Source organism: Polycladospora coralii (genome assembly GCF_014773435.2).
Classification (GTDB): domain Bacteria; phylum Bacillota; class Bacilli; order Thermoactinomycetales; family Thermoactinomycetaceae; genus Polycladospora; species Polycladospora coralii.
In genome coordinates this window covers 185,399-208,923 of the sequence record NZ_JACXAG020000003.1, presented here as the reverse complement: position 1 = coordinate 208,923, position 23,525 = coordinate 185,399, and the positions used below count along the sequence as shown (strand labels likewise).

General features: G+C 40.6%; 29 protein-coding genes. 5 read left to right on the top strand and 24 right to left on the bottom strand.

Annotated elements, in window-relative coordinates:
• Positions 1 to 379 precede the first annotated feature (379 nt).
• Positions 380 to 655, top strand: a complete 276-nt coding sequence (locus tag IC619_RS09185) for an HU family DNA-binding protein (RefSeq protein ID WP_191139577.1) — start codon at positions 380 to 382, stop codon at positions 653 to 655.
• Positions 656 to 667: 12 nt separating this feature from the next.
• Entirely contained in the window at positions 668 to 844 is a 177-nt protein-coding gene (locus IC619_RS09180) for a hypothetical protein (protein WP_191139576.1), read from the top strand.
• 329 nt (positions 845 to 1,173) lie between these two features.
• Here IC619_RS09180 and IC619_RS09175 read toward each other — a convergent pair whose 3' ends face one another.
• The 14 genes from IC619_RS09175 to IC619_RS09110 all read right to left on the bottom strand — a co-directional run bounded on the left by IC619_RS09175 (position 1,174) and on the right by IC619_RS09110 (position 12,949).
• Positions 1,174 to 1,464, bottom strand: coding sequence for a hypothetical protein (locus IC619_RS09175; RefSeq protein WP_191139575.1), 291 nt, complete (start codon positions 1,462 to 1,464; stop codon positions 1,174 to 1,176).
• A 550-nt stretch (positions 1,465 to 2,014) separates the two neighbouring features.
• Positions 2,015 to 2,281: an Imm30 family immunity protein gene (locus IC619_RS09170; protein ID WP_213260863.1), complete on the bottom strand. Its 267-nt coding sequence runs from the start codon at positions 2,279 to 2,281 to the stop codon at positions 2,015 to 2,017.
• Between the two features lie 382 nt (positions 2,282 to 2,663).
• Positions 2,664 to 3,035, bottom strand: a complete 372-nt coding sequence (locus IC619_RS09165; RefSeq protein ID WP_191139573.1) for a DUF7674 family protein — start codon at positions 3,033 to 3,035, stop codon at positions 2,664 to 2,666.
• 219 nt (positions 3,036 to 3,254) lie between these two features.
• Positions 3,255 to 4,742, bottom strand: coding sequence for an NADH-quinone oxidoreductase subunit N (locus IC619_RS09160; protein WP_191139572.1), 1,488 nt, complete (start codon positions 4,740 to 4,742; stop codon positions 3,255 to 3,257).
• Position 4,743: 1 nt separating this feature from the next.
• Positions 4,744 to 6,258 carry a complex I subunit 4 family protein gene (locus IC619_RS09155; RefSeq protein WP_191139686.1) on the bottom strand — a complete coding sequence of 505 codons (1,515 nt, stop codon included), beginning with the start codon at positions 6,256 to 6,258 and terminating at the stop codon, positions 4,744 to 4,746.
• Positions 6,255 to 8,117 carry an NADH-quinone oxidoreductase subunit L gene (gene nuoL / locus IC619_RS09150; RefSeq protein WP_191139571.1) on the bottom strand — a complete coding sequence of 621 codons (1,863 nt, stop codon included), beginning with the start codon at positions 8,115 to 8,117 and terminating at the stop codon, positions 6,255 to 6,257. The genes IC619_RS09155 and nuoL overlap by 4 nt, the downstream gene beginning before the upstream one ends.
• A gap of 19 nt (positions 8,118 to 8,136) precedes the next feature.
• Positions 8,137 to 8,439: an NADH-quinone oxidoreductase subunit NuoK gene (gene nuoK, locus IC619_RS09145; RefSeq protein WP_191139570.1), complete on the bottom strand. Its 303-nt coding sequence runs from the start codon at positions 8,437 to 8,439 to the stop codon at positions 8,137 to 8,139.
• Position 8,440: 1 nt separating this feature from the next.
• Positions 8,441 to 8,932 (bottom strand): NADH-quinone oxidoreductase subunit J, encoded by a 492-nt coding sequence (locus IC619_RS09140; RefSeq protein WP_191139685.1) that lies wholly within the window; start codon positions 8,930 to 8,932, stop codon positions 8,441 to 8,443.
• A 2-nt stretch (positions 8,933 to 8,934) separates the two neighbouring features.
• Positions 8,935 to 9,390 carry an NADH-quinone oxidoreductase subunit NuoI gene (nuoI, locus tag IC619_RS09135; RefSeq protein ID WP_191139569.1) on the bottom strand — a complete coding sequence of 152 codons (456 nt, stop codon included), beginning with the start codon at positions 9,388 to 9,390 and terminating at the stop codon, positions 8,935 to 8,937.
• 18 nt (positions 9,391 to 9,408) lie between these two features.
• Complete coding sequence (gene nuoH / locus IC619_RS09130) at positions 9,409 to 10,371, bottom strand: NADH-quinone oxidoreductase subunit NuoH (protein ID WP_191139684.1); 963 nt, start codon at positions 10,369 to 10,371, stop codon at positions 9,409 to 9,411.
• 17 nt (positions 10,372 to 10,388) lie between these two features.
• Positions 10,389 to 11,489, bottom strand: a complete 1,101-nt coding sequence (locus IC619_RS09125; protein WP_191139568.1) for an NADH-quinone oxidoreductase subunit D — start codon at positions 11,487 to 11,489, stop codon at positions 10,389 to 10,391.
• Between the two features lie 4 nt (positions 11,490 to 11,493).
• Entirely contained in the window at positions 11,494 to 12,069 is a 576-nt protein-coding gene (locus IC619_RS09120) for an NADH-quinone oxidoreductase subunit C (RefSeq protein WP_191139567.1), read from the bottom strand.
• A complete protein-coding gene (locus tag IC619_RS09115) occupies positions 12,066 to 12,578 on the bottom strand; it encodes a NuoB/complex I 20 kDa subunit family protein (protein ID WP_224749628.1) in 513 nt (170 codons plus the stop codon). Before IC619_RS09115 ends, IC619_RS09120 begins: the two co-directional genes overlap by 4 nt.
• Positions 12,575 to 12,949: an NADH-quinone oxidoreductase subunit A gene (locus IC619_RS09110; protein WP_191139565.1), complete on the bottom strand. Its 375-nt coding sequence runs from the start codon at positions 12,947 to 12,949 to the stop codon at positions 12,575 to 12,577. The genes IC619_RS09115 and IC619_RS09110 overlap by 4 nt, the downstream gene beginning before the upstream one ends.
• Positions 12,950 to 13,292: 343 nt before the next feature.
• Here IC619_RS09110 and IC619_RS17070 point away from each other — a divergent pair, with 343 nt between their 5' ends.
• The 3 genes from IC619_RS17070 (at position 13,293) to IC619_RS09095 (ending at position 15,219) form a co-directional block, all read left to right on the top strand.
• The gene (locus IC619_RS17070) at positions 13,293 to 14,045 is read left to right on the top strand and encodes a collagen-like protein (RefSeq protein ID WP_191139564.1); all 753 of its coding nucleotides are present in this window, start codon (positions 13,293 to 13,295) and stop codon (positions 14,043 to 14,045) included.
• Between the two features lie 188 nt (positions 14,046 to 14,233).
• The gene (locus IC619_RS09100; RefSeq protein WP_191139563.1) at positions 14,234 to 14,755 is read left to right on the top strand and encodes a hypothetical protein; all 522 of its coding nucleotides are present in this window, start codon (positions 14,234 to 14,236) and stop codon (positions 14,753 to 14,755) included.
• A gap of 17 nt (positions 14,756 to 14,772) precedes the next feature.
• Positions 14,773 to 15,219 (top strand): hypothetical protein, encoded by a 447-nt coding sequence (locus tag IC619_RS09095; RefSeq protein WP_191139562.1) that lies wholly within the window; start codon positions 14,773 to 14,775, stop codon positions 15,217 to 15,219.
• Between the two features lie 70 nt (positions 15,220 to 15,289).
• Here the strand turns inward: IC619_RS09095 and IC619_RS09090 are convergent, their stop codons facing one another.
• The 10 genes from IC619_RS09090 to atpE form a co-directional block, all read right to left on the bottom strand.
• Positions 15,290 to 16,051 carry a hypothetical protein gene (locus tag IC619_RS09090; protein WP_191139561.1) on the bottom strand — a complete coding sequence of 254 codons (762 nt, stop codon included), beginning with the start codon at positions 16,049 to 16,051 and terminating at the stop codon, positions 15,290 to 15,292.
• Positions 16,044 to 16,580 carry an RNA polymerase sigma factor gene (locus tag IC619_RS09085; protein WP_213260861.1) on the bottom strand — a complete coding sequence of 179 codons (537 nt, stop codon included), beginning with the start codon at positions 16,578 to 16,580 and terminating at the stop codon, positions 16,044 to 16,046. Before IC619_RS09085 ends, IC619_RS09090 begins: the two co-directional genes overlap by 8 nt.
• A 232-nt stretch (positions 16,581 to 16,812) precedes the next feature.
• Positions 16,813 to 17,073, bottom strand: coding sequence for a hypothetical protein (locus tag IC619_RS09080; protein WP_191139559.1), 261 nt, complete (start codon positions 17,071 to 17,073; stop codon positions 16,813 to 16,815).
• Positions 17,074 to 17,771: 698 nt separating this feature from the next.
• On the bottom strand, positions 17,772 to 18,167 hold the full coding sequence (locus tag IC619_RS09075) for a F0F1 ATP synthase subunit epsilon (RefSeq protein ID WP_191139558.1): 396 nt from the start codon (positions 18,165 to 18,167) through the stop codon (positions 17,772 to 17,774).
• 47 nt (positions 18,168 to 18,214) lie between these two features.
• Positions 18,215 to 19,606: a F0F1 ATP synthase subunit beta gene (gene atpD / locus IC619_RS09070; RefSeq protein WP_191139557.1), complete on the bottom strand. Its 1,392-nt coding sequence runs from the start codon at positions 19,604 to 19,606 to the stop codon at positions 18,215 to 18,217.
• A gap of 67 nt (positions 19,607 to 19,673) precedes the next feature.
• Positions 19,674 to 20,540 carry an ATP synthase F1 subunit gamma gene (gene atpG / locus IC619_RS09065; protein WP_191139556.1) on the bottom strand — a complete coding sequence of 289 codons (867 nt, stop codon included), beginning with the start codon at positions 20,538 to 20,540 and terminating at the stop codon, positions 19,674 to 19,676.
• Between the two features lie 92 nt (positions 20,541 to 20,632).
• Positions 20,633 to 22,153, bottom strand: a complete 1,521-nt coding sequence (gene atpA / locus IC619_RS09060; protein ID WP_191139555.1) for a F0F1 ATP synthase subunit alpha — start codon at positions 22,151 to 22,153, stop codon at positions 20,633 to 20,635.
• 30 nt (positions 22,154 to 22,183) lie between these two features.
• A complete protein-coding gene (locus tag IC619_RS09055) occupies positions 22,184 to 22,726 on the bottom strand; it encodes a F0F1 ATP synthase subunit delta (protein ID WP_191139554.1) in 543 nt (180 codons plus the stop codon).
• Positions 22,723 to 23,211: a F0F1 ATP synthase subunit B gene (gene atpF / locus IC619_RS09050; protein WP_191139553.1), complete on the bottom strand. Its 489-nt coding sequence runs from the start codon at positions 23,209 to 23,211 to the stop codon at positions 22,723 to 22,725. Before atpF ends, IC619_RS09055 begins: the two co-directional genes overlap by 4 nt.
• 82 nt (positions 23,212 to 23,293) lie before the next feature.
• On the bottom strand, positions 23,294 to 23,518 hold the full coding sequence (gene atpE, locus IC619_RS09045) for a F0F1 ATP synthase subunit C (protein WP_191139552.1): 225 nt from the start codon (positions 23,516 to 23,518) through the stop codon (positions 23,294 to 23,296).
• Between the last annotated feature and the right edge of the window lie 7 nt (positions 23,519 to 23,525).

Below are 23,525 nucleotides of genomic sequence, written 5' to 3'. Positions count from 1 at the left end.
TCATAGAACGGATTGAAGGTGTTATGGGTGAAAATGATCATTATGAAAAATTCTCGATATCAATCACTAAAGTCTCAAATCTGGCAAAAAATGTTTACGCTAAGCACTTCCAAAAAGCAGGGGGTTACCGAGCAACGCTCACTTTCATCTCTCCCATTGAAATGGGAGGATTCTCGTTCGCAAGTCTTAATTTTAGCCTTAGCTGAAGCGCGTTCACTAAACAGCGGTCAGGATATACCTTCCTTGACCGCTGTTTTAATCGTAACCACATTTCCTAGCTTATTCAATTTCACAAGATCTACTCATTAGGACTGGTACAAATTAAGTATATCCTATACAATACGGTAAACTACATATAAAAGAAAAGGAATGATAAATTTTGAATAAGACTGAATTAATCGCACAAGTAGCAGAATCAACAGGTATGACAAAAGCAGATACATCAAAGGTAATTGATGAAGTTTTCAACAATATCACAAAGGGACTTGTTGATGATGGAAAAGTAGCCTTGATTGGCTTTGGCAATTTCGAAGTAAGAGATCGTGCTGCCCGCAAAGGTCGTAATCCTCAAACCGGTGAAGAAATTGATATTCCAGCAAGTAAGGTTCCTAGCTTTAAAGCTGGTAAATCTCTAAAAGATGCTGTGAATAAATAGGATGGTGTTTGGATGATTGAATTTCACTTAGGGACGATGCTTACGCAACTGTTTATGCTCTTGGCATTTCTACTCGTTCCCACAATCACGATTATAATCGGGGTCAAATATCTATCCACCCAGAAAAGTGAGAATCAATCCTTGAAGCAAGCTATCACACGAATGGAAAAGAAGCTAGAGGAGCGATAAATCTCAATAGCGAATGCACAGACTCCAGTTGTACCCAATGAATAAACGAACGCATTTCGTTGAACAAGTTAAAGAGACGGTCTGTACCTAGGCACGTCTTTTTAACTTGTTCAATCTAGAAGGAATGAGCGATATTATTAATATCATTGACAAGACTTTGTATACCCCACAACATGCCAAAAACAGTGCAATGATAGATTGTGATTGGCGTGATCATTTTGGTTTTGATCTGGTCAAGTATTTTAACTATAATTTTCAATCTATGAAAAAGTCATCCATAAATTGAGAATGGAAACCTTTGATCAAAATCACAATTGTTAAAACCTTTATCACTCACAGATATCCAATACACGACCACAACCGAACACGGACACACCATCAAAAAGAGTAAAAGAACTATTAACATGTATGCCCTCATATCTTTCTCCAAAAGCAATCTCGATCATAACTTTATGCTCCTTGCCCCTCTCAATAATCTCATTCTCACTGGTGATTCTACAAGATATTCTTTGTTCTTGAAATATAATTAATGTCCTCATACCAGAATAACCATCTCTCGTAAAGTATTCTCCTCCAGATTCATCATACAAACGAATTAAAGCGTCTATAATAAAGTCCATTGATTTATCTCCTAATCTCTTTCTCAAATAGACATAATCAGTTAAAGGTCGAACATTTTCTTATCTTTCAAATCAAACATATGAAAATCTGTCACCATAAAGTTATATCCAGTGATCTACAACTGGGATTGATTGATAATGAACTTCATTTGATATCATTATAATTGGTTTCATTAAACAACTATGTATACCCATTCATTGTGGTGTAGTACGAAAATCCATACGATTGGATAGGTGAAGATAGAGTTTTGAATAGAGAAAGATCCATATTATTGTCAGGCGGCCTGAGTCCGGCTCAACACCGAATTCAGGCTTCACCAATTGACTAATTATATAATTTATTTAACATTAATAGGCACTTTATTGTTTACTACATATCTAGAACAAACTTTACTTTTTCATGAAATCTATCGGGATCATTTTTTTGAATTTTATTCAACAAAATTTGGATGTGATGTTGAATGATTTTGTCTGACACTAAGTAGTTATTTTTTAGATAATATATTGCATTTTTATTATTAAGGATATGCATAATCATCTCTCTTATCCATTATTTTCTATTTATAATGGTCTGCGGTATTGTTTTCACTAAATAAAAACTTTCTTTATCAATATGTTCTAAAAGATGAACTAAACTCCACATGACTTCAAAGGCTTCGCAATTATCGTCCAAAACTAAATGAAGTTTCTCTATCTTCCGTTCTTCTAATCGATCACTCTCATACTTTTCATACAAAGACGCCAATGCTTCTTCAAATAAGATAAATTCTTCTTCTGTAGACATCATGCGATTAGACATAAGTTGGTCTATCATCATAAGTTCTATCCGTACATTCTATTTGGTATTGCAACTTCCATATCTCTCTTGGCTAGCTTTACTTAAATCAAATAAAGCTCTATTCATTTGTCCTTGGTATAAGCCATCTTTCATCCTATAGAACGCGCCCATGCTGGGCGCACAAAAGAGAAGCTACTCTTAACTTGTGAGAGTAGCTTCTCCCTGATCATCATCTAAAGAATAGGATGATTTGTGGTTTACTTTTATAAACATGAACACCATGAAATTGAGTTAGTCCAATGTGCTCTAGTTACATTCCGAGACACACTATACCGCTTTTCTAAAATCAAGTACAATATCTATTCAACTTTTAGTATTATCCATTCACTAAATGATTTGGTAGATATTTCACTATACACGTTCATTTAACGGCACGCCCTAAGTAATTTTCTATCCAATCAGAGGATTCCCTGGTTTTTTTACCCATATACGTATAAGCCATGTGTAATGCAAGTCGATCATCTCCTAATCGGGCTAGAATGGTTACTTGTAGTACATTTCGAACATCATCATCCCCTTCAGAAGCCATTCTCTCAAAGAAATCAAATGTTTTACGAATCCAAGGCAAATCTTCATCCTCTTTTACTTTTGATATGAGAATATAAGTGAATATATCCCCCCAAAAAACATGCCCTAGTAGTTCCCCATAATCCTCCATATGTTCACGATATTCCTCAATATACTCCGGAAATATTACTAAAAAATCTTTAACTAACTCATCGGCACTAAGCAATCCTGATCACTCCCAACAGGTATACAATTTACGTCCAAATTTTTAATAAGTTACTCTTTATCCTATCATATTAGGCACTTTCGCCTTGTAAAATAGCTGAAAAGATCGCTTCTTTCTTCAGGTTTTGGCTATGCTAAGTGAAGGGAGGGGACATTTCCGTTCAAAACACAAAAAACTACGCCGAATATACCAGCGTAGCTTTTTGCATTCCTTCTTTTTTTATCTTCCACTATTGGTAGCCATTTGAAAGGCAGATCCCCAATCGACTTCACCCAAGAATTGAATCAAGTAACCTGGAAATAGACCTAGTCCTAGGACCATGGCGATGCTCACACCTAAGATCAAGCCCTGTTCCCAGCGAATTGGGATGGGATTTTGGTTTGCTGGTGACCGAAAGTAGATTTGCCGGATAATACCAAAGTAGTAGTAATAAGAAATCACGGTAGTAGCGATCATAATAAAGGTAATGACAAAGTGTTGTGTATAGATGGCATTACTAATCAGTAGGACCTTCCCCACGAATCCGGCCGTAATGGGTAACCCGGCTAAAGAGATCAGTAAAACCGTCATGATAAGTGATAACAGTGGCGAGCGCTGATATAGTCCAGCAAATGCACGAATATCATCATCTCCTGTTGCATCGGTAACCTGCTCCACAATGACAAATGCGGCAATCACCATCATGATGTAGACGATGAGATAAAAAGCCATACTGGGAAAGAGTAGCATTCCCATAGTCGCTAGTGGAACAAGTAAGTACCCAGCTTGGGCAATACTGGAATACGCCATAAGTCGCTTGGCATTTGTTTGTTTTAAAGCTACCGTATTGCCCACAATCATTGAAAGTGCTGCCAGTGTGAGCAAAAGCGGAGAAACGAGCCGCTCCCAATCCCCTGTTGTAAATAAAGGCGAGAAAGCTAATATCAACACACGTAGCATCAGCGCAAAACCAGCTGCCTTTGATATAGATGCTAGAAATGTGGTGATCGGAGCTTGTGCTCCTTGGTATACATCTGGTGCCCAAGTGTGAAATGGAGCCGTACTGATTTTAAACCCAAACCCGATGATGATAAGGGCAAAAGATAGATAAACAAATGCTCCGTATCCACTGGTTAGCCCCTCTTGTACTGCTTGCTGAATGACGTATAAATTCGTACTCCCACTCAGTCCATATAAAAAGGACATACCGTACAAAATAAATGCGGAAGATGCACCACCTAATATCATGTATTTCCAGGCTGCTTCATTCGCTTGCTTTTTTCTTTTTTGAATCCCCACTAAAATATAAGAAGAGATGCTGAGTAATTCCAACCCGACGTATAAAGTGATTAAATCTGCCGCAGATACCATCATCATCGCACCTAGTAAGGCCGTCAGGAGTAGATAGTAATATTCATTGATTCGTTTTTTAGCAAACGAAAACAATAAAATGAATAACGTGCCTAATAGAAAGATCCCCTTAAAAAGCAAACTAAATGGATCAACCCGATACGTATCTGCTAAGATTTGGTATGAGGAGTCCCCCCACCCTGTAATGACAAAATAACCCGCTAATCCTACTGCCCATATACTTAAAAATTTCGTCACGGGATAAGAGTGTTTCTCCTTCAATATTAAATCAAGAATGGTTAATAGCGCCGCTGTAATGACAATCACTAATTCCGGTGCCATGACAGTCCAATCAAAATCGAGTAAATACGTACCCATTTTACTGCCCTCCTATCTGTGTGATCAAAGTATGAAGTACAGAATCAATGGGGTAGCTAAGTACAGCAGGGCTGATTCCAATCATGATGATCACCACAACCAATATTAGCATCGGGATCGATTCATTGAAGCGGAGATCTGATAAATGCATATGCTTATCTGCTATCGGACCAAAGCTCACTTTAAGCACAATCCGTAATGCATAAAAGGCAGCAAAGATTAATCCAAGTGTACCAATAGCCGCTACAATCGGCTTAGATGCGAATAGCGCGAGAAAAGCAAAAAACTCACTAATAAATCCGGACGTCCCTGGCAATCCTAGGAGAGCCAATACTCCCACCATCAAAATACCAGAGAAAACGGGCATGGACTTAGCCAATCCACCTAATTCATTAAACTGGGTTGTTTGGGTACGCTGATACAAGCGACCTACCAGATAAAATAATAACGCCGAAATCAGACCGTGTGAGATAGATTGAAACACGGCACCTTTTAAGCCCGTTTCATTTATCGCTCCCAGCCCAATTAAAACAATCCCCATATGACTAATACTAGAGTAAGCAAGCACCTTTTTTAGCTCACTCTCCACAATCGCTAACAACGCACCATACAAGATACTAATGACACCCACTATAGCTAATGTAAAGGCGATTTCTTGCATAAACGTTGGGAAGAAGCCATATCCGAACCGGATCATTCCATAAGCACCCATTTTGAGCAGTACACCAGAGTGAATCATCACAATCGGTGTAGGCGCCTCGACATGCACTTTGAGCATCCACGTATGAAACGGAAAAATAGGCAGTTTGATCGCAAACGCAATCATAAGTGATCCAAAAACACCCCAAACCATTAAACCGACTTCAGGTGGTAAAAGTTCAAGTTGTTGTACCAAAGCCGTGATTGCATTTGCAATATCATCGTAATTTAAGGACTCTGCAAGCATCAGTAATCCAATCATCGCAAATAGTAAGAAACCAGAGCCCAAACCATTGTAGAGTAAGAAGTAGTTGGCTGCTTTCTCTTTATGTAAAAAGCCCCAGATCCCAATTAAAAAATACATACTGATCAAAGTGATTTCAAAGAAAATAAAGAAGAGAAATAGATTGAAAGCACTAAACACCCCTAACATCCCCACTTGCAAAAGCAAGATTAAGCTATAATATGCTCGAGTCCGCTCATGAATGGAGTGAGAGGCAATCGTGGCCATTGTGGTGATGAGACATGTCAACATAATAAAAACGAGTGACAAGCCATCAATTTGCATCATGTATTGAAATGTCCAAGACCCCTGCGGTAATGGAATATAAAACCAGTCAAAAGCATGCGTCCATGTTAAGGATGTGTTTGCCAATACTTGTTTTACAAACATCCACACCGCTAGTGCTAAAGGTGGAAGTGTAAATCCAATCCCAAGTCGGCGATGTAACGTGCCATTTGTTCGTTCTGAAAGCAATAGAGCGATCACACCTAGTAAAGGTAAGAAAGTGAGAAGTGTAGGTAACGCTTGAACTATGGAATCCACTTAAACAACCCCCCTGCCACCAGCCACATCAAAATACATACGCAACCCATTACACTGATGAGTAGGTAACGCTGCGCTTGCCCATTCTGCAAACGAGATCCTAATGAGCCGAGTGTTAACATTTTAAGAGAAGTAAGATATACCAATCCCCCCACGATAAAGCGATCAAACCCATTTAAGAACCAACTCAATCCCTTTAATGGCATCAGGATGACAAACTGATAAAATTCATCTACATAATATTTACGATAAACAATATGCTGCATACGCGCGAACCATCCTTGCCTTTGCTCGCTCAATCCTTTTTTCCGTCCATACCATACATAGGCTAGCCCAATTGCTACTAGAGATAATGATGTAACCACAATCGGAATCCATAGAGGCATCGTCACCTGATGATTTAGTTGCAAAACCCAATTATCTGTTAACCAATCACCCCATTTTTTCCCATCAAAAGTAAATCCTATCAAACTCGAGATGAGCGCAAGCAGTACCATCGGTATATACATCACTGTCGGAACAGGTAGGGTCGATTTCTTTGTTTGCTTATCCCCCATAAAGACTTGAAAAAATAGGCGAAACATATACAAAGTGGTTAGAAATGAAGCAATCACACCGATCCAGAAAATAGACATTCGACCATCAGCATAAGCCGCCAATAAGATTTCTTCCTTAGAGAAAAAACCTGAGAATGGTGGAATTCCCGCTATCGATAAACAACCGATCAAAAACAACACACCTAGTCCCTTATGGGTATGCCATAATCCATTCATTTTTCGAATGTCTTGTTCATGGTGTAAAGTGTAAATGATCGCACCCGCTAATAAAAAGAGTAAAGCTTTAAAAAAAGCATGTGTCATCAGATGAAAGACACCCGCTACGAGACCACTAGAGCCGAGTGCGAACATCATATAACCCAGCTGACTCACAGTGGAATAAGCCAAAATACGTTTAATGTCGAATTGCGTAAGCGCAATCGTAGCTGCGAAAATAGCGGTAAAAGCGCCTGTATTTGCCACCACATTCATCGCGATCTCTGAAGCTTCGAATAGAAAAAATAAAGAGGCAACAAGATAAACACCTGCCGCAACCATCGTGGCCGCATGAATTAAAGCACTTACTGGAGTAGGGCCTTCCATAGCATCAGGTAACCATGTATGTAGAGGGAATTGACCAGATTTACCTACCGCACCTAAAAAGGTTAATATGGCGATCCATGTAATCATACCAGGGGAAATCGCCCCGTTTGATACTGCCGTATATAAGTCAGTAATCTCGAAGCTACCCACTTGCCAGAAAATGAGACAGATCGCAATAAAGAGACCCACATCACCAATTCGTGTCACGATAAATGCCTTACGAGCCGCTTCTCTAGCAGTAGGTTTAAAGTACCAAAAACCGATCAATAAGAAAGAACAGACGCCCACTAACTCCCAAAAAATATACAGTTGTAATAAGTTAGAAGACATAACAAGTCCTAACATGGAAAAGGTAAATAAGGAGAGATAAGCATAAAAAGTAGCTACACGCTGATCCTCTTTCATATAGCCTAGCGAATAGATTTGTACCAGCAAGCTGATAAAGCTAACAATCACTAACATGATGGTATTAAGTGTATACAACGTGAAGCCAAACTGGATAACGGTCCCCTCAATTTCAAACCATGGGACCTGTATATGAAACACATTCCCATACCACAATAACGGCAAAGTGAGCATGAATGACATTCCGGTCCCGATGATACTTATCCAGCCACTCGTCTTTAGCGTAAACCGTCTTCTGCCGAAGAGTAGGATCAAAAATACCAGTAGGGGTAGGATCGGAATGAACCCAACAAGTAGGTTATTCATAGTTAACCTCCTTTTATAATTAACCTTTCATAGAATCGTATTGATCTGCTTCGGCAGAACCTAAGTTTCGATAGAGTGAGATGAGTATGGCTAATCCCACTGCAACCTCTGCTGCCGCAATCGTAATGGTAAATAGAGTAAAAACGTGGCCAGAAATACCAGGCACAAGACCATATTTAGAAAACGTCACTAAATTGATATTGACGCTATTTAGCATAAGTTCGATGGAAAAAAGAACAATAACGGCATTTCTCTTTGTTAATACACCAAACAACCCGATACTAAAAAGAATCGCAGCAAGTGCAAGATAAGAAGTAATCACTTCACTCCTCCTCCTTCTTTGCCAAGATGATGGCACCTACAAGAGCCACCAAAAGCAGGACAGAAGCTAGTTCAAATGGAATCACATACTGTTTAAACACTGAAGTTCCCAGTTCTTGTACAGTTAATGGGGCAGTTCCCTCTCCCATTAGCGGAGTCTGATAAATAACAAATAGGATACCGCCCAGAAATAAGAACACAACACCAAAGCTAATTCCCAGATGACGAGTTGAGATAGCGGGTCGATCCTCATCACGATGTTTCGTCAGCATGATGCCGAATAACATCAGAATGGAGATGGCTCCTGTATAAATCAAAATTTGAATGACTGCGATAAACATAGCATTCAAAAGTAGATAAATACCCGCGATACTAAAAAAGGTGAAGGCAAGGGAGAGGGCCATATGCATGACACGGGTGGCATTGATCATAAATACTGCACCACCTATCGCCATGACCGATAGAATAAAAAAGGCGATAAACTCACCATTCAAAATCATTTTTTATTCCCTCCTGGCGCTAGATTAGGTTTGTTTAAGTTATTTTCTTTCCGCACATTTTCATCATTTTGGTGAAGCCACTCCATATTTTTAAACAAGTCATCTCGACTATAGACAGCGAGTTCATAATTATTTGTCATGACGATGGCCTCAGTAGGGCACACTTCTGTACACAGGTCGCACAAGATACAGATTTCAAAATTAATATCATATGTATCAATTACTTTTCCTTTTTTTTCTGGATCAGGATGTTTTTTTCCTGTAAGTGTAATGCAATCGGTCGGACATATGCGTACACATTGATTACACACGATACACAGATCAGGATCAAAGTACTGAATACCCCGAAAACGATCAGGCATCGGTAGCGGTACGTCAGGATAACGATGCGTCACGCTCGGTTTAGTCATGTTTTTCAGTGTAATGCCTAATCCTTTCACTAATCCACGCATGTCACTACTTCCTTTCTTCTATAAGCGATATAGAAAGTCGAGATAAGGAACTTCTTGTAATACTGCCGTTAGTAAAATATTAAATAACGCTACGGGTAAAAGTACTTTCCACGCAAACTCCATTAATTGATCTACTCTTACTCTGGGCATGGTAGCACGAATCCAAAAGAGAGAAAATACGATCAATAAAAACTTAAGGACAAACCACACAATTCCAGGAATCATGGTTAATCCGAATGGCGCATTCCATCCCCCCAGAAATAGCACTGTCGTTAAGGAAGCCATCGCAAAGACGTACACGTACTCCGATAACATAAAAAACGCAAACCGAAATCCTGTGTACTCTACATGATAACCAGCCACCAATTCTGACTCAGCCTCTGGCAAATCAAATGGGGTACGATTCAGTTCCGAGAGTGATGCAATAAAAAAAACAGCAAAACCGAGAAATTGTGGGAAGATAAACCAAACCTGTTTTTGCGCTTCCACGATCTCTACTAAATTAAGAGAGCCAACTGACAAGATAATGCCCACCACAGACATCACGAGTGGGATCTCATAGCTGATCATTTGAGCAGCCGAGCGCATCGCTCCAAGTAGTGCATACTTATTATTAGAAGCCCATCCTCCCATTAAAATACCGATAATCGTAATACTAGAAACGGCCAAATAATAGAGGATTCCCACTGCAAACTGCGAGAATTGGAGAGACTCCGTAAATGGGATGACCGCCAACACTGCGAAGGCTGGAATAAAGGCAATCGCAGGTGCTAATTTAAATAAAGGCTTATCTGCTTTACTGGGAATAATATCTTCTTTGATCAGTAACTTTAACACATCTGCTACTGTCTGCAGGATCCCCCATGGTCCAACCCGATTAGGCCCTGGTCTCATTTGAATCCAACCAATTACTTTTCGTTCAAATAAGATCGCCATTGTGACAAACCCTAGCACGACAAAAAGAAGTAAGATCGGTCCCATAACCAAAACGGGATTCACTAGCAATCAACCTCCCCAAGCACAATATCAATTCCACCAAGTATCGCTACCAAATTGGAAATGCTCTCACCAACTAATAGAGTAGGAAGGATTTGCAAATTATAAAAAGAAGGACGACGGAATTTTAAGCGCCATGGTTTGTCTTTTCCTTTACTCACAATATGACAACCCAGCTCTCCGCGCGGGGATTCTATCCCTGTATATATTTCGCCTTCCGGCACCCTCAAAACCCGAGGTACCTTCCCCATGATCGTTCCTTTCTCAGGAAATTGGTCAATCGCTTGCTTCACAATTTTCAATGATTCCACGATTTCTTGCATGCGGCATAAGTATTTATCGTACAAATCTCCATTTTTCCCTACTGGTACATCAAATTGAAAACGATCATAAAGAGAATAAGGTTCTTTTTTACGGAGATCCCAGTCACTACCTGAAACGCGCAGATTAGCACCTGATAAAGCGTATTGGATGGCTAATTCTTGACTCACAATACCAATCCCTTTTGTCCTTCTAACGAAGATTTCATTTCCTGTGATTAAGCCATGATATTCATCCATTTGAGGTAGTAAATAATCGACAAATGCATCTGCTTTTTCAATCCATCCCGGAGGTGCATCCCATTTCACACCACCTACACGCATATAGTTGTACGTTAAGCGCGCACCGCAAAGTTCATTAAACAAGCTTAAGATTTGTTCACGATCACGAAAGGCGTATAAAAAGGGGGACATCGCTCCTATATCTAAGAGATAGGTTCCCATCCAGACAAGATGACTCGCGATCCGGTTCAGTTCCATCACAATCACACGTAAATAATCCGCTCTCTCAGGTATTTCTAATCCCATCATTTTTTCTACCGCATGCACAAGCGCATAATTGTTGGTCATTGCGGAGAGGTAATCCATTCGGTCTGTATAAGGAATAATCTGGGTATAATTTAAGTCTTCTGCTAATTTTTCCGTACCACGATGAAGATAACCGATCACAGGTTCTACTTCGACAATTCTCTCTCCATCAATTTTAACGACTAAGCGCAATACACCGTGTGTACTCGGATGTTGTGGCCCGACATTTAATAACATTTCTTCTGTACGGAGCAAAGTGCTACACCTCCTTGTCTAAAGGCTCATAATCTTTACGAAGCGGATAACCGACCCAGTTATCCGGCAATAAAATACGTTTTAAATGAGGATGATCCGTGAATTCAATGCCAAATAAGTCAAAGATTTCTCGTTCGTTCCAATTTGCGGCAGCCCAAACATCTGATACACTAGGCACGCTAGCTTCTTCTCGCTCTGCCTTTACTTTGATCATCACTTTTTGCAAAGTTGACATAGAAAGTAACACATATACGACCTCAAAGTAAGACGCATAGTCAACCCCTGCTAAACTTTGTAAATAATCAAATGATAGCTCGTCACTTCTTTTTAAATAACGGGCAGTAGCAAGCCAGTCTTCCTTCCGAATAACGATCGTGGGAAGATGCCCTGCTTCACGATTAATATGAGATTCACTTACAGCTTGCTCCCCTACTGCTCCTTTTATTAACGTCACATATTGATCTAGCACGGGTTGTTTAGGAGAAGGCTCAAGTGGTACTTCTTCTTTTTTGGTTACAGGACGTTTACTTGGTCGAGCTTTTGCTCTCGGCGCTTCTTTTTTTTCATCCTCCGATTTCATGTGTGAAACACCCGCTTCCCATGTTTTGCTTCATATTTGATTTTTTCTTGTAATTTGATTACACCATAAATCAAGGCAGCAGGATTAGGTGGGCACCCCGGAATATAAACATCTACGGGTACAACCTGGTCGACTCCTTTCACAACTGCATATGATTTGACATATGGACCTCCGGCAGTAGCACAAGATCCCATTGCGATCACCCATTTGGGCTCTGGCATTTGGTCATATAATCGTCTAAGTAAGGGAGCCATCTTTTTCGTAACAGTTCCTGCTACAATCATGACATCAGCCTGCCGTGGCGAAGCACGAAAAATCACGCCAAAACGATCAAAGTCATAGTGTGCTCCACCCGTACTCATCATCTCAATCGCACAACATGCTAGACCGAAGGAGAGCGGCCACATGGAGTTACTTCGTGTCCAAGCCTTAATTTGATCCAAGTTGGTTGTAAGTACATTCCGCTTTAATTCTTCCTCTTCAAAGGGCGTCACGCCTTCTAAATTCATTTCCACGATAACACCTTCTTTTTCCAAGCATATGCAAGCCCAATCAATAAAAATAAGATGAAAATTAACATTTCTACAAGTACAAACAAGCCAATATCAGCGCGTAACTCTTGGTAGACAACTGCCCATGGATACAAGAAAACGCTTTCTACGTCAAAAATGACAAATAAAAGGGCGAACAAATAATAGCGTACATTAAACTGAACCCAGCTCTCTCCTGTCGGTTCAACACCACTTTCATAGGTAACAGATTTACGCGTCGATGGACGATTGGGTCTTAAAATTTTTCCAAGCGACAAAGCAACCAACGGTAACGCGATACCAATGACAAAAAAGACAAACAGATAAAGTATGTTTTCATCTAACTGCAAGTGATTGGCCCCCTTCGTTCCCTGAGATGGCACGCGTCCTTATAACTAGTATGCACCAAAATTAACCAGCACTAGACAAAAGCGCTTTACATTTTAGATTTGGACAAGCTAGTTTATTTCGCACATATGTACTTACCAACAAATTACAGATTATTCTCTCCTTTGATTCGATTATACAACAATTCGATATTTCTGAGAAGGTGGATGAAATAGAATAACTCGAATTGGGTGTTTGCTTAGCACCAAATATACCGAACTCAACTAAGATGTACAAATTAGACCATTTAATTAACACCGGTCTAGTCAATAAACGCCAATACAAAAATAGGTAAGGTGGTTATGAATGGGTAGTATACAAAGACCAGGTCGAAGAGGACCACGGGGACCCGCTGGACCACGGGGACCTGCTGGACCACGAGGACCTGCTGGACCTCAAGGACCTATTGGTCCGCAAGGCATGCGTGGAGCACGAGGCGTACAGGGCGCTCAGGGGCCAGCTGGGGCTCTAGGTCCTACTGGCCCTCAGGGACCTACCGGACCGCAAGGATCTGTAGGTCCGCAAGGGATACGTGGAGCACAAGGAATACAGGGCGCTCAGGGACCGGCTGGGGCTCTAGGTCCTACTGGCCCTCAGGGACCTGCCGGACCGCAAGGACCTACTGGAAAGAGTCTAGTCAATGATCATGCCAACATTGGTTTTAACGCAACCATTGGACCTAATGATGATGGGACGATACCCTTAACCGTTAATTATGTTTTAAATGGATCATCCATCAGTCATCTTACAGAAAAAGCTCAAATTATCTTAAAAAAAGGGACATATGCCATTACTTATACGTACCAAGTCGTTCTAAGTGAAAATGAAGATAATCAAATTATAACCGTGCAAGCGTTTATAGATGATAATGTGCAAGTAGCCTTAAATGCAGGTGCAGGTACAGCAACACCATTTCTCGGTGACACGACAGGATTTGGTACAGGAACCGGGATTGTAACTACCTCTGGAACACAAGTTTTGACTTTTCGCGTACCAGCTGGATTCCCAAAAACGGGGAAATTTTTTGCCTTCAGTGTGCAAATCATTCGTTTGTCTTGAAAAGATATCTTTCTACACGCAGATAAAATCGCCATCCTAGCGTATCATACGAGGAGGAAACCCTCCTCTTCACGCTGTATGTGTGGACTAGCTCACCAGCAAAAATCTGAATGTGCTTGTTTCCTATCACTCTCTATGAAATGATTCATATATTAATAGAAAAAGTATGAATAAGAAAGGATGAGTTGATGAGAAAACGTCCACATAAAAAGGTGTTGGTGATTCGAACACCTCGTTGCTGCCCACAAACACCAACCCCCTCTCCAGATCCTCCACCAACTGCTGATGCTACGAATGACAACGCAAACATTGGCCTTAACTCTGCTGTAGGACCAAATCCAGATGGTACGATTCCCTTTCTTATTAATTTCACCATTAATGGCTCTTCCATCAGCCATACACGTGGTAGCTCACAAATTTTCCTACAACAAGGCGTATATTCCGTCACCTACGATTATCAAGTCACTCTACCAGGTGGAAATGTACTCATTACACTTCAAGGATTCCTCGATAATGTCGTGCAAGTCCCTCTCAATTCAGGTGCAGGGACAAGCTCCCCCTTTCTAGGCGACACAACAGGGTTTGGAGCGGGATCAGCTGTTATTAATGTAATAGGTACACAACAAGCACTCACTTTTAAAGTAGGACCAGGATTCCCTCCGTTTGGATCTTTCTTCACTTTTAGCGTCCAAATTATCAAGTTAAGTTAAAAGGTGAGGTGAATCAAATGGCAGTCACTGAAAACAATGCCACTATCGGCTTTCATGACGCTATGGTTTTCCCGCAGACCCCCGAACTCATCATCCCTTTTTCAACGAACTACATCCTGAATGGTTCATCCATTTCACACGTTCCCGGTAATTCCAGTATTGTTTTACAAAGCGGTGTGTATGCAATCAATTATACCTACCAAGTCGTGGATCCAAGTGCAACCAATCATTGGCTTACTATGCTGGTTTTTCTCGATGACGCACCACTTCCGCTATTAAATGGGAATGCAGGTACTACAACATCAGACAACATGGGAAATTCAACTGGATTTGGATTCGCAACTGGAATCACAACTGCACAAAATAGCCAAGCCCTCAATTTCCGTGCTCGTGGTACTGACTTTCCGTTTCCAGGTGACGCATTCTATCGTTTTTTTAGCGTGATGATTGTTCAACTCATTTGATCACATCGTTGTGTAGGGATCATACGCTCCCTGCACAACGATGGTATTGCACATTTAACTTATTTACAAACTATTTGTCAGTAATCACTTTAAACTCGCCCACCATGTTTTCCAATCTAGATCCCCATCCTTCTGTCCCTTCTAAAAAATAACGATTGGTGATTAAAAAGCTACCAGATCGCTCATTACTTACAATAAATAAACTAACCACTGGACTGTCCCATTGATTCCCTTTAGCACTAAATAATGAAAAACCTTGAATAGGAGTTGTCATTGTTTTAACTTCACCAACTTCTGTAAAATCCTTTAGTAATTCCTTTTGTTTACGTTCAGCTAGCTCTTCTGGTTTGATATTCGGAAATTGCTCGATCGTCATTGAAACCTCCGGTATATAATCCGGCAAAGGATTTGCAGGGACAAATTTCACCTGCTTTTCAGTTTCAATACGTTTAAACGAGCCTTCATCATAATAAATCACAAACTCACTTTCTGGAGCAATCACTCTCTTAAGGTCTGTACTTTCTTTCATTCCTTCTAACTCTACTTCACCTTTCTTTTCAGCTGGAAATAAGGCTTTCACTTGATCAATGATGGCATACCCAATACTTGGATTAAGTACCAGCACAGAGATTAATAGTACTGCTACTGCTCCAAAAGCCACCCGTCCAATTGGATAACGTTTCGTTCGGAATGACTTTTTTCTACTTAGTGGCTTCTCGTCATTCAATGACCGCTCAATACGATTCCAAAGTACTTCTTTTTCGTGGCTTGTAGGCGTAGTATACTGATGCAAACTTTCTCTTATATCAGAATCAAAGTCGTTTTTATGCATGGTAAGCACTCCTTTCCTCTAAATCTTGCAGTTGCTTAAGGAGTTTTTTTCGACCCTGAAACAATCGGGATTTTACAGTATTGAGCGGTATATCCAATGTGTCGGCGATCTCTTTTTCAGAAAAACCTTGCAAATATTTTAAGATAATCGGTAAGCGAACCTTATCCGATAATGATTGAATGGCTTCATATAATTCCTCATAGTCCGGACTTTCATCAGCTTGAATATGTTCCGCATCTTTATAGTCATTTCGCATCCAAAAAAATAAACGTTGCTCTTTCTTTAGTAGTCTTCTACTTTCATTAACTAATATCTTATACAACCAAGGCTCAAATCGCTTCGTCTGATCAAAGGTATGCATATTTCGATATACACGAATAAAAGTTTCTTGTACGGCATCTTGGGCCATATCCCGATTCCGCGTAATTGCAATCGCAAGCCTCAATGCTCGCTCAAAGTATGCCGAGTAAAGCTCATACATCGCATCACGATCACCATTACAAATACCTATAATTATATTTGAATCCAACGCATTAACGCTCCTTTCCATACTACTGTTATAAAATATACCCACATCGTCGCAAAAAAGTTTTATTGATTCATATCCTTTTTATACCAAGTCAAATAACCAACTCGAAGTAACAAGTTGGTTATTTGACAACAACGTGCTTGAGATGACTTGGTCATACTGCGAAAGACTGATTTATTGATTGATCCTTCAAAACGATTAGAGCCCATTTCATCACAATTACAACATACAATTAACCGCAGGTCATCATTGCATCATATCCATCTTTTTCGGATATAAGTATACTCCCATCTTTTCCTTTCTTCCAAAATATTTTTGCATCATCCAGGCAAACTGTAATACAATTGTGACCATGTTTTTTAAAATCTTGGCCTAATTGTTCTGCAGGAACAAAAATAAAAAACGCATTATCCGTTATTTCATTTAATCCATCGCTACACGCTGACAAAAATAGCTGACCCAGGACCAAGATCGTCATGATATATTTTTTCATTGACTTCCACCTCAACTGGTAATTCAATGATTTAAAACCATGGTACCCAAGTCATTCTTATGATCGGACTATAGCACCTTTCTGGTAAAGCGAAGGAGACTGTTAATTGACTAATCGCATATTAATTGCCCGTAAGACACTTATTTTATTACTACTAAGTTTTGTTTTCAGTCTCATTTTATCTTTCTTAAACAGCGAATTCGTTTTGCATATTATCTTAGAAAACTTTCTGAGTAAATTTCCTTATTTACTTTTATGGATTACTACAGTACTTTTTACATTTGGACTACCTTGCTCTTTATTTATTGAAATAATACTAAGAAAATTTAGTAGCTCTAAGACAGATATCATTTCAGTATTTTTACACACCGCTGCAGGGGGGTTATTCTTTTTTATTTTTCCAACTTATTTTGGTGCTATAGTTGCCTTCATATTTTCGATTATTGAATTAGTACTAAAAAAATATAAGGTAAGAATCACTTGGCATTCAGTATATGTAGTAGGCGTAATCCTATTTGCTATATTTTGTGTGAGTATATCACTTATTAGGTTGATATTATAAGCCTAATTAGTGATAACAAAACTTAGTAATTAAATCATTGGTGTTGAGTATCCAAAATATGAGTTTTAATAGAGTGGTCTTCCACTATAGAAAATCTAAAAAAGCTTTCTGTCCGATCGGACAGAAAGCTTTTTCCTTACATCTTCGTTACATTAATTCGATTCACCGCACGGTTTAGTGCAAGTTCAGCACGTGTACGATCAATCTCGGAGTTTTTTTCAAGGCGTTCTTCGGCACGTTCTTTGGCAGCAAGCGCACGTTCGAAGTCGATGTCACCAGCAAGTTCTGCTGACTCGGCTAAGATTGTCACTTGTTCCGGACGTACTTCGAGGAATCCGCCACCGATGGCTAAGCGAAGTTCTTGGCCGTCGTTTTTTATACGAACCACAGTTGGTTTTAAAGGGCTGACGAGAGGCGCATGTTTTGGCAAAATGCCGATATCCCCTTCAGCAGCCCGCGTGAGCACCATGTCTACTTCATTGGAGTAAACTTTTTTTTCCGGTGTCACGATGTCCAGCTGCATCTTACTCATGGACATCCTCTCCTTGTCGCAACATCATTTATTAGAAGTCGCACAGATTAAACAAGTGCTTTTGCTTTTTCGATCGCTTCGTCAATGCTTCCAACCATGTAGAAAGCATCTTCTGGTAAGTCATCATGCTTACCTTCTAGAATTTCTTTAAAGCTACGTACGGTATCTTTTACAGGTACATATACACCAGGTTGACCGGTAAACTGCTCAGCCACGTGCATGTTTTGTGAGAGGAATTTCTCAATTTTACGCGCACGGGAAACGAGTTGTTTATCTTCTTCTGAAAGCTCATCCATACCTAAGATCGCAATGATATCTTGTAGCTCTTGATAACGTTGTAAGATCTCTTGCACGCCACGAGCCACTTGATAGTGCTCTTCACCCACTACTGCAGGTGTTAAGATACGAGAAGAGGATGCCAATGGATCAACCGCAGGGTAAATCCCTTTTTGCGTCAAGCGACGCTCCAAGTTTGTTGTTGCATCCAAATGCGCAAACGCAGTTGCTGGCGCAGGGTCTGTATAGTCATCGGCTGGTACGTAGATCGCTTGAATCGACGTAACCGAACCCGTTTTGGTAGAAGTAATACGCTCTTGCAATTGTCCCATTTCGGTTGCAAGTGTTGGCTGATATCCTACGGCAGATGGCATACGACCAAGAAGCGCCGATACCTCAGAACCCGCTTGGGTAAAGCGGAAAATATTATCGACGAACAAGAGTACGTCTTGGCCTTCTGTATCACGGAAATACTCAGCCATGGTTAAACCACTAAGTGCCACACGCATACGTGCACCTGGTGGCTCGTTCATTTGACCAAATACCATCGCCGTTTTACTAATTACGCCAGAATCCTTCATCTCATGGTATAAGTCATTACCTTCACGTGTACGCTCACCAACACCAGCGAAAACGGAAAGACCACCATGTTCTTGGGCGATGTTATTGATCAATTCTTGAATCAATACGGTTTTCCCTACTCCCGCACCACCGAAGAGACCAATTTTTCCACCTTTTGAATAAGGAGCAAGTAAGTCTACAACTTTAATGCCAGTCTCTAGCATTTCTGCTTCCGTAGATTGCTCTTCAAACGAAGGTGCTTCACGGTGAATCGGATGATGTTCTTTCGCTTCTACAGGACCTGCTTCATCAATCGGCTCTCCTAATACGTTAAATACACGTCCTAAGGATTCACGACCTACTGGAACAGAAATTGGTGCACCTGTATCTACTGCTTCCATCCCTCTGACAATTCCATCTGTCGATGCCATCGCAACAGCACGAACAGAGTTATCACCTAAATGTAGTGATGTTTCTAGCGTGAGATCCGTACCATCCGTACGTTTAATTTTAATTGCGTTATAGATTTCCGGTAAATGTCCACGCTCAAATTGAACGTCGATAACCGGACCCATAACCTGCAATACGCGTCCAGTGCTCACAAGAATTCCCTCCTTAATCCTTCATTTCCATCTATTCTTAACCTCTATCCTGCATAGATAGAGAAATTTACAAGGCCGCAGCTCCACCGACAATCTCCGCAATCTCTTGCGTAATTGCCGCTTGACGTGCACGGTTGTATAAGAGTCTATTATTGGCAATCAGTTCAGTCGCATTATCCGTTGCATTGCTCATGGCCATCATTTTAGCTGCAAACTCAGAGGCTTTTCCTTCAAGTAAGGCTGCAAAAATTAAGGTTTCTGCATAACGAGGTAAGATTTCTTCTAAAACTTCCTCTACAGATGGTTCATATTCATAAATCGTATTCGATTTTTGCGTTTCTTCTAACTCAGTACTTGCGAGTGGTAAAAGCCTTTTCTCTGTTGGGCGTTGTGTCACAGGGTTTACAAACTCGTTATATAGTAAGTAAAGTTCGTCAAACTTCTCATCGGCATAATCATTTACAGCTTGACTCGCAACTGCCTTCACATCCGCAAATGCTGGTGCTTCAGGTAAACCAGTCACCTGCCCGATTATTGGCTGATTCCGACGTTTGAGAAAGTCTACCCCTTTACGTCCAATCACAAAGATGACGTACTCATCCGTACTTTTATGACGTTTTTTTAGCGTTTGCATCAAATGACGAAGCAAGTTACTGTTGTAACCCCCTGCCAATCCACGATCTGATGTAATCACTAAATAACCCGTCTTTTTCACTTCTCGCGATACTAACATCGGATGGTCAACACCTTGTGTACCCGCAGCTAGGTTAACAATCACATCACGAAGTTGCTCAGAATAAGGACGTGCAGCCTCTACACGATCTTGCGCACGACGCAAGTTCGCAGCAGCTACCATCTTCATCGCTTTCGTAATTTTCTTGGTGTTTTCGATTGACCGGATACGGCGTTTAATATCACGCATCGATTCTGCCATCTTAAGTTCACCGCCTTTCGTGCAACATGAGCATTAGGTTCTATCTAAACGGAACAGTAACCTAATGCTGGTCATGTTGCCGGTTTATGATGCTAGGATTCTTGGGTTACTGCAAAACCTTTTTTAAAGGTAGCAATCGCTTCTTTTAGTTTTGCATCATTATCGTCTTCCATTTTCTTGTTTTTACGAATGCTGTCAAAAATATCTTGATGACTCGTTTCCAAGAATGCAAGGAATTCTTTTTCAAAGCGTCTTACATCTTCAACCGGAATATCATCTAGATGACCTTTCGTTACGATGTAAAGGGAGACGACTTGTTTTTCTACTGGAAGGGGTTGGTTTTCATCTTGCTTCAAGATCTCAACCGTACGTTTCCCACGCTCCAATTTTGCAAGTGTCGCTTTATCAAGGTCAGATCCAAACTGAGCAAAAGCGGCTAAATCATAGTACTGTGAAATATCCAGACGTAATGTACCTGCTACTTTGCTCATGGCTTTAATTTGAGCAGCTCCACCAACACGAGATACCGAAGCACCTACGTCAACCGCTGGACGATTTCCTGAGTTAAACAAGTTTGACTCCAAGAAAATTTGTCCATCCGTAATTGAAATTACGTTAGTTGGAATATAGGCAGATATGTCACCCGCTTGGGTTTCAATAAATGGAAGTGCCGTTAAAGAACCGCCACCTTTTTCATCCGATAACTTAGCCGCTCTTTCCAATAGACGGGAGTGAAGATAGAATACGTCCCCTGGATAAGCTTCACGACCTGGTGGGCGACGAAGCAAGAGTGCAAGTTCACGATAAGCTGCCGCTTGCTTAGATAAGTCATCATATACGCATAGTACATGTCCACCATTGTACATAAAGTGCTCACCCATGGCACAACCTGTGTATGGTGCCAAGAAAAGAAGTGGTGCAGGATCAGAAGCACTCGCTGCCACAATAATGGTATATTCTAATGCCCCATGGCGACGTAGCTTTTCAACGACTTGTGCAATCGTAGATTGCTTTTGTCCAATCGCGACATAAACGCAAACTACGCCATTCCCTTTTTGGTTAATAATTGTATCGATTGCGATTGTCGTCTTACCGGTTTGACGGTCACCGATGACCAACTCACGTTGTCCACGACCAATTGGAATCATCGCATCAATTGCTTTAATTCCTGTTTGCATCGGTTCCGATACCGATTTACGATCAATAACACCAGGAGCAGGTGATTCCACAGGACGGAATTCTGTTGTTTCAATCGGTCCTTTTCCATCTAGTGGTTGACCTAATGTATTTACAACACGACCCAGTAAAGCATCGCCAACTGGAACTTCCAATAGACGTCCAGTACGTTTTACTTGATCTCCTTCGCGGATATCTTTGTATGGTCCTAGAATAACAGCCCCTACGTTGCTCTCCTCTAGGTTCATCACATATCCCATTACACCGTTACTAAATTCAATGAGCTCTCCCGCCATAGCGCTTTGTAAGCCATGAATACGAGCGATCCCATCCCCAACTTGAATTACTGATCCGACATCCATTACCTCAACGTCTGTACGGAAACCTTCGATCTTCTCTTTGATCAGTGAGCTGATCTCTTCCGGTCTGATGCTCATGATGATGTCACCCCAATCTTCATTGTATATCTATCCGACTTGTTTTCCTTGTAAATCCTTTTGAAAACGCGTTAGTTTCGATTTTAAACTTCCATCATAAAGACGGTCTCCAATTTGTACGATGATTCCACCTAAAAGGTCTGAATTTACGACTTCTTTAATGGATAATGTCTTTCCGATTTTTGGTTCAAACGTGTTCACAATCTGCTTCTTATCGTCTTCACTTAGTGGGAATGCTGAAGTTACAACTGCTTCAGCTACTCCACGCTGGTGATTCGCTAATGCTTTGTACTCCGTTAGAATAAGATTTAAAGTGTCTTCTCTTCCTCTTTCTACAAGAAGTAAAAGGAGATTAAACACATAAGGATTGCTGCTTTCAAAGCTTTTAGCAAACAAATCTTTTTTGACATCTTGTTCAACAGCTGGATGATTTAACCATGCGGTAAGTTCAGATGTAGAAGATAATATATCATTAGCTACTGTGAGATCGTTTTCGATTTCGGTCAATTGTTCTTTTTCCAAGGCGACTTCGAACAACGCTTTCGCATACCGTCTCGCTACAGAGATATTCATTGTAGTCTGCCTACTTGCTCTAGATATTGATTCACAAACTTCGTCTGTGATTGACTATCTAGTTTTTCTTGTAAAATCTTAGAGGTGAGTGTAACAGCAATTTCTCCTACCTCGTTACGCAAGTCAGCAATCGCCTTCTCTTTCTCACGTTCGATTTGGGAAGTCGCTTCATTGATCAGACGGTTCGCACGTTCTTCAGCCGCATGAATAATCTCAGTTGCTTCACGATCTTTTTGTGCTTTCGCACGTTCTAAAATGTCTTTTGCTTCTTGGCGTGCTTGCGTCAGCAATGCTTTTTGTTGTTCAATGAGCTGTGATGCTTCTTCGTTACTTTTCTCAGCACTTTGAATTTGGTGATCAATATGATCTTGACGCTTTTTCATTGTTTCTAGCATTGGTTTCATCGCAAACTTCGATACAAGTAACAACAAGATAATAAAAATCAGAAGTTGCGTGATCATGGTTCCAAAGTGAAACTCAAGCATGTCGGGACACTCCTTTCAAGCATTCATATTTAAAGCGGGAGAGTGCTTCCCCCGCTACTCTGTACAAGACTTCGCTTGCTTATTAAATCACGTTGAACAATAAAAGGATTCCCATTGCAATACCGATAATTGGTAGCGCCTCAATCAATCCGAATAAGATCATAGCTTGACCAAATAACTTACCTTGTGCTTCTGGTTGACGTGCGATACCTTCCATATACTTCGCAAAAAGGTTACTGTTCCCGATAGCTGCTCCAAAAGATGCAAATGCGATCATGATCGCTGCAGATAGAATGTTTAAATCCATTTTTTAT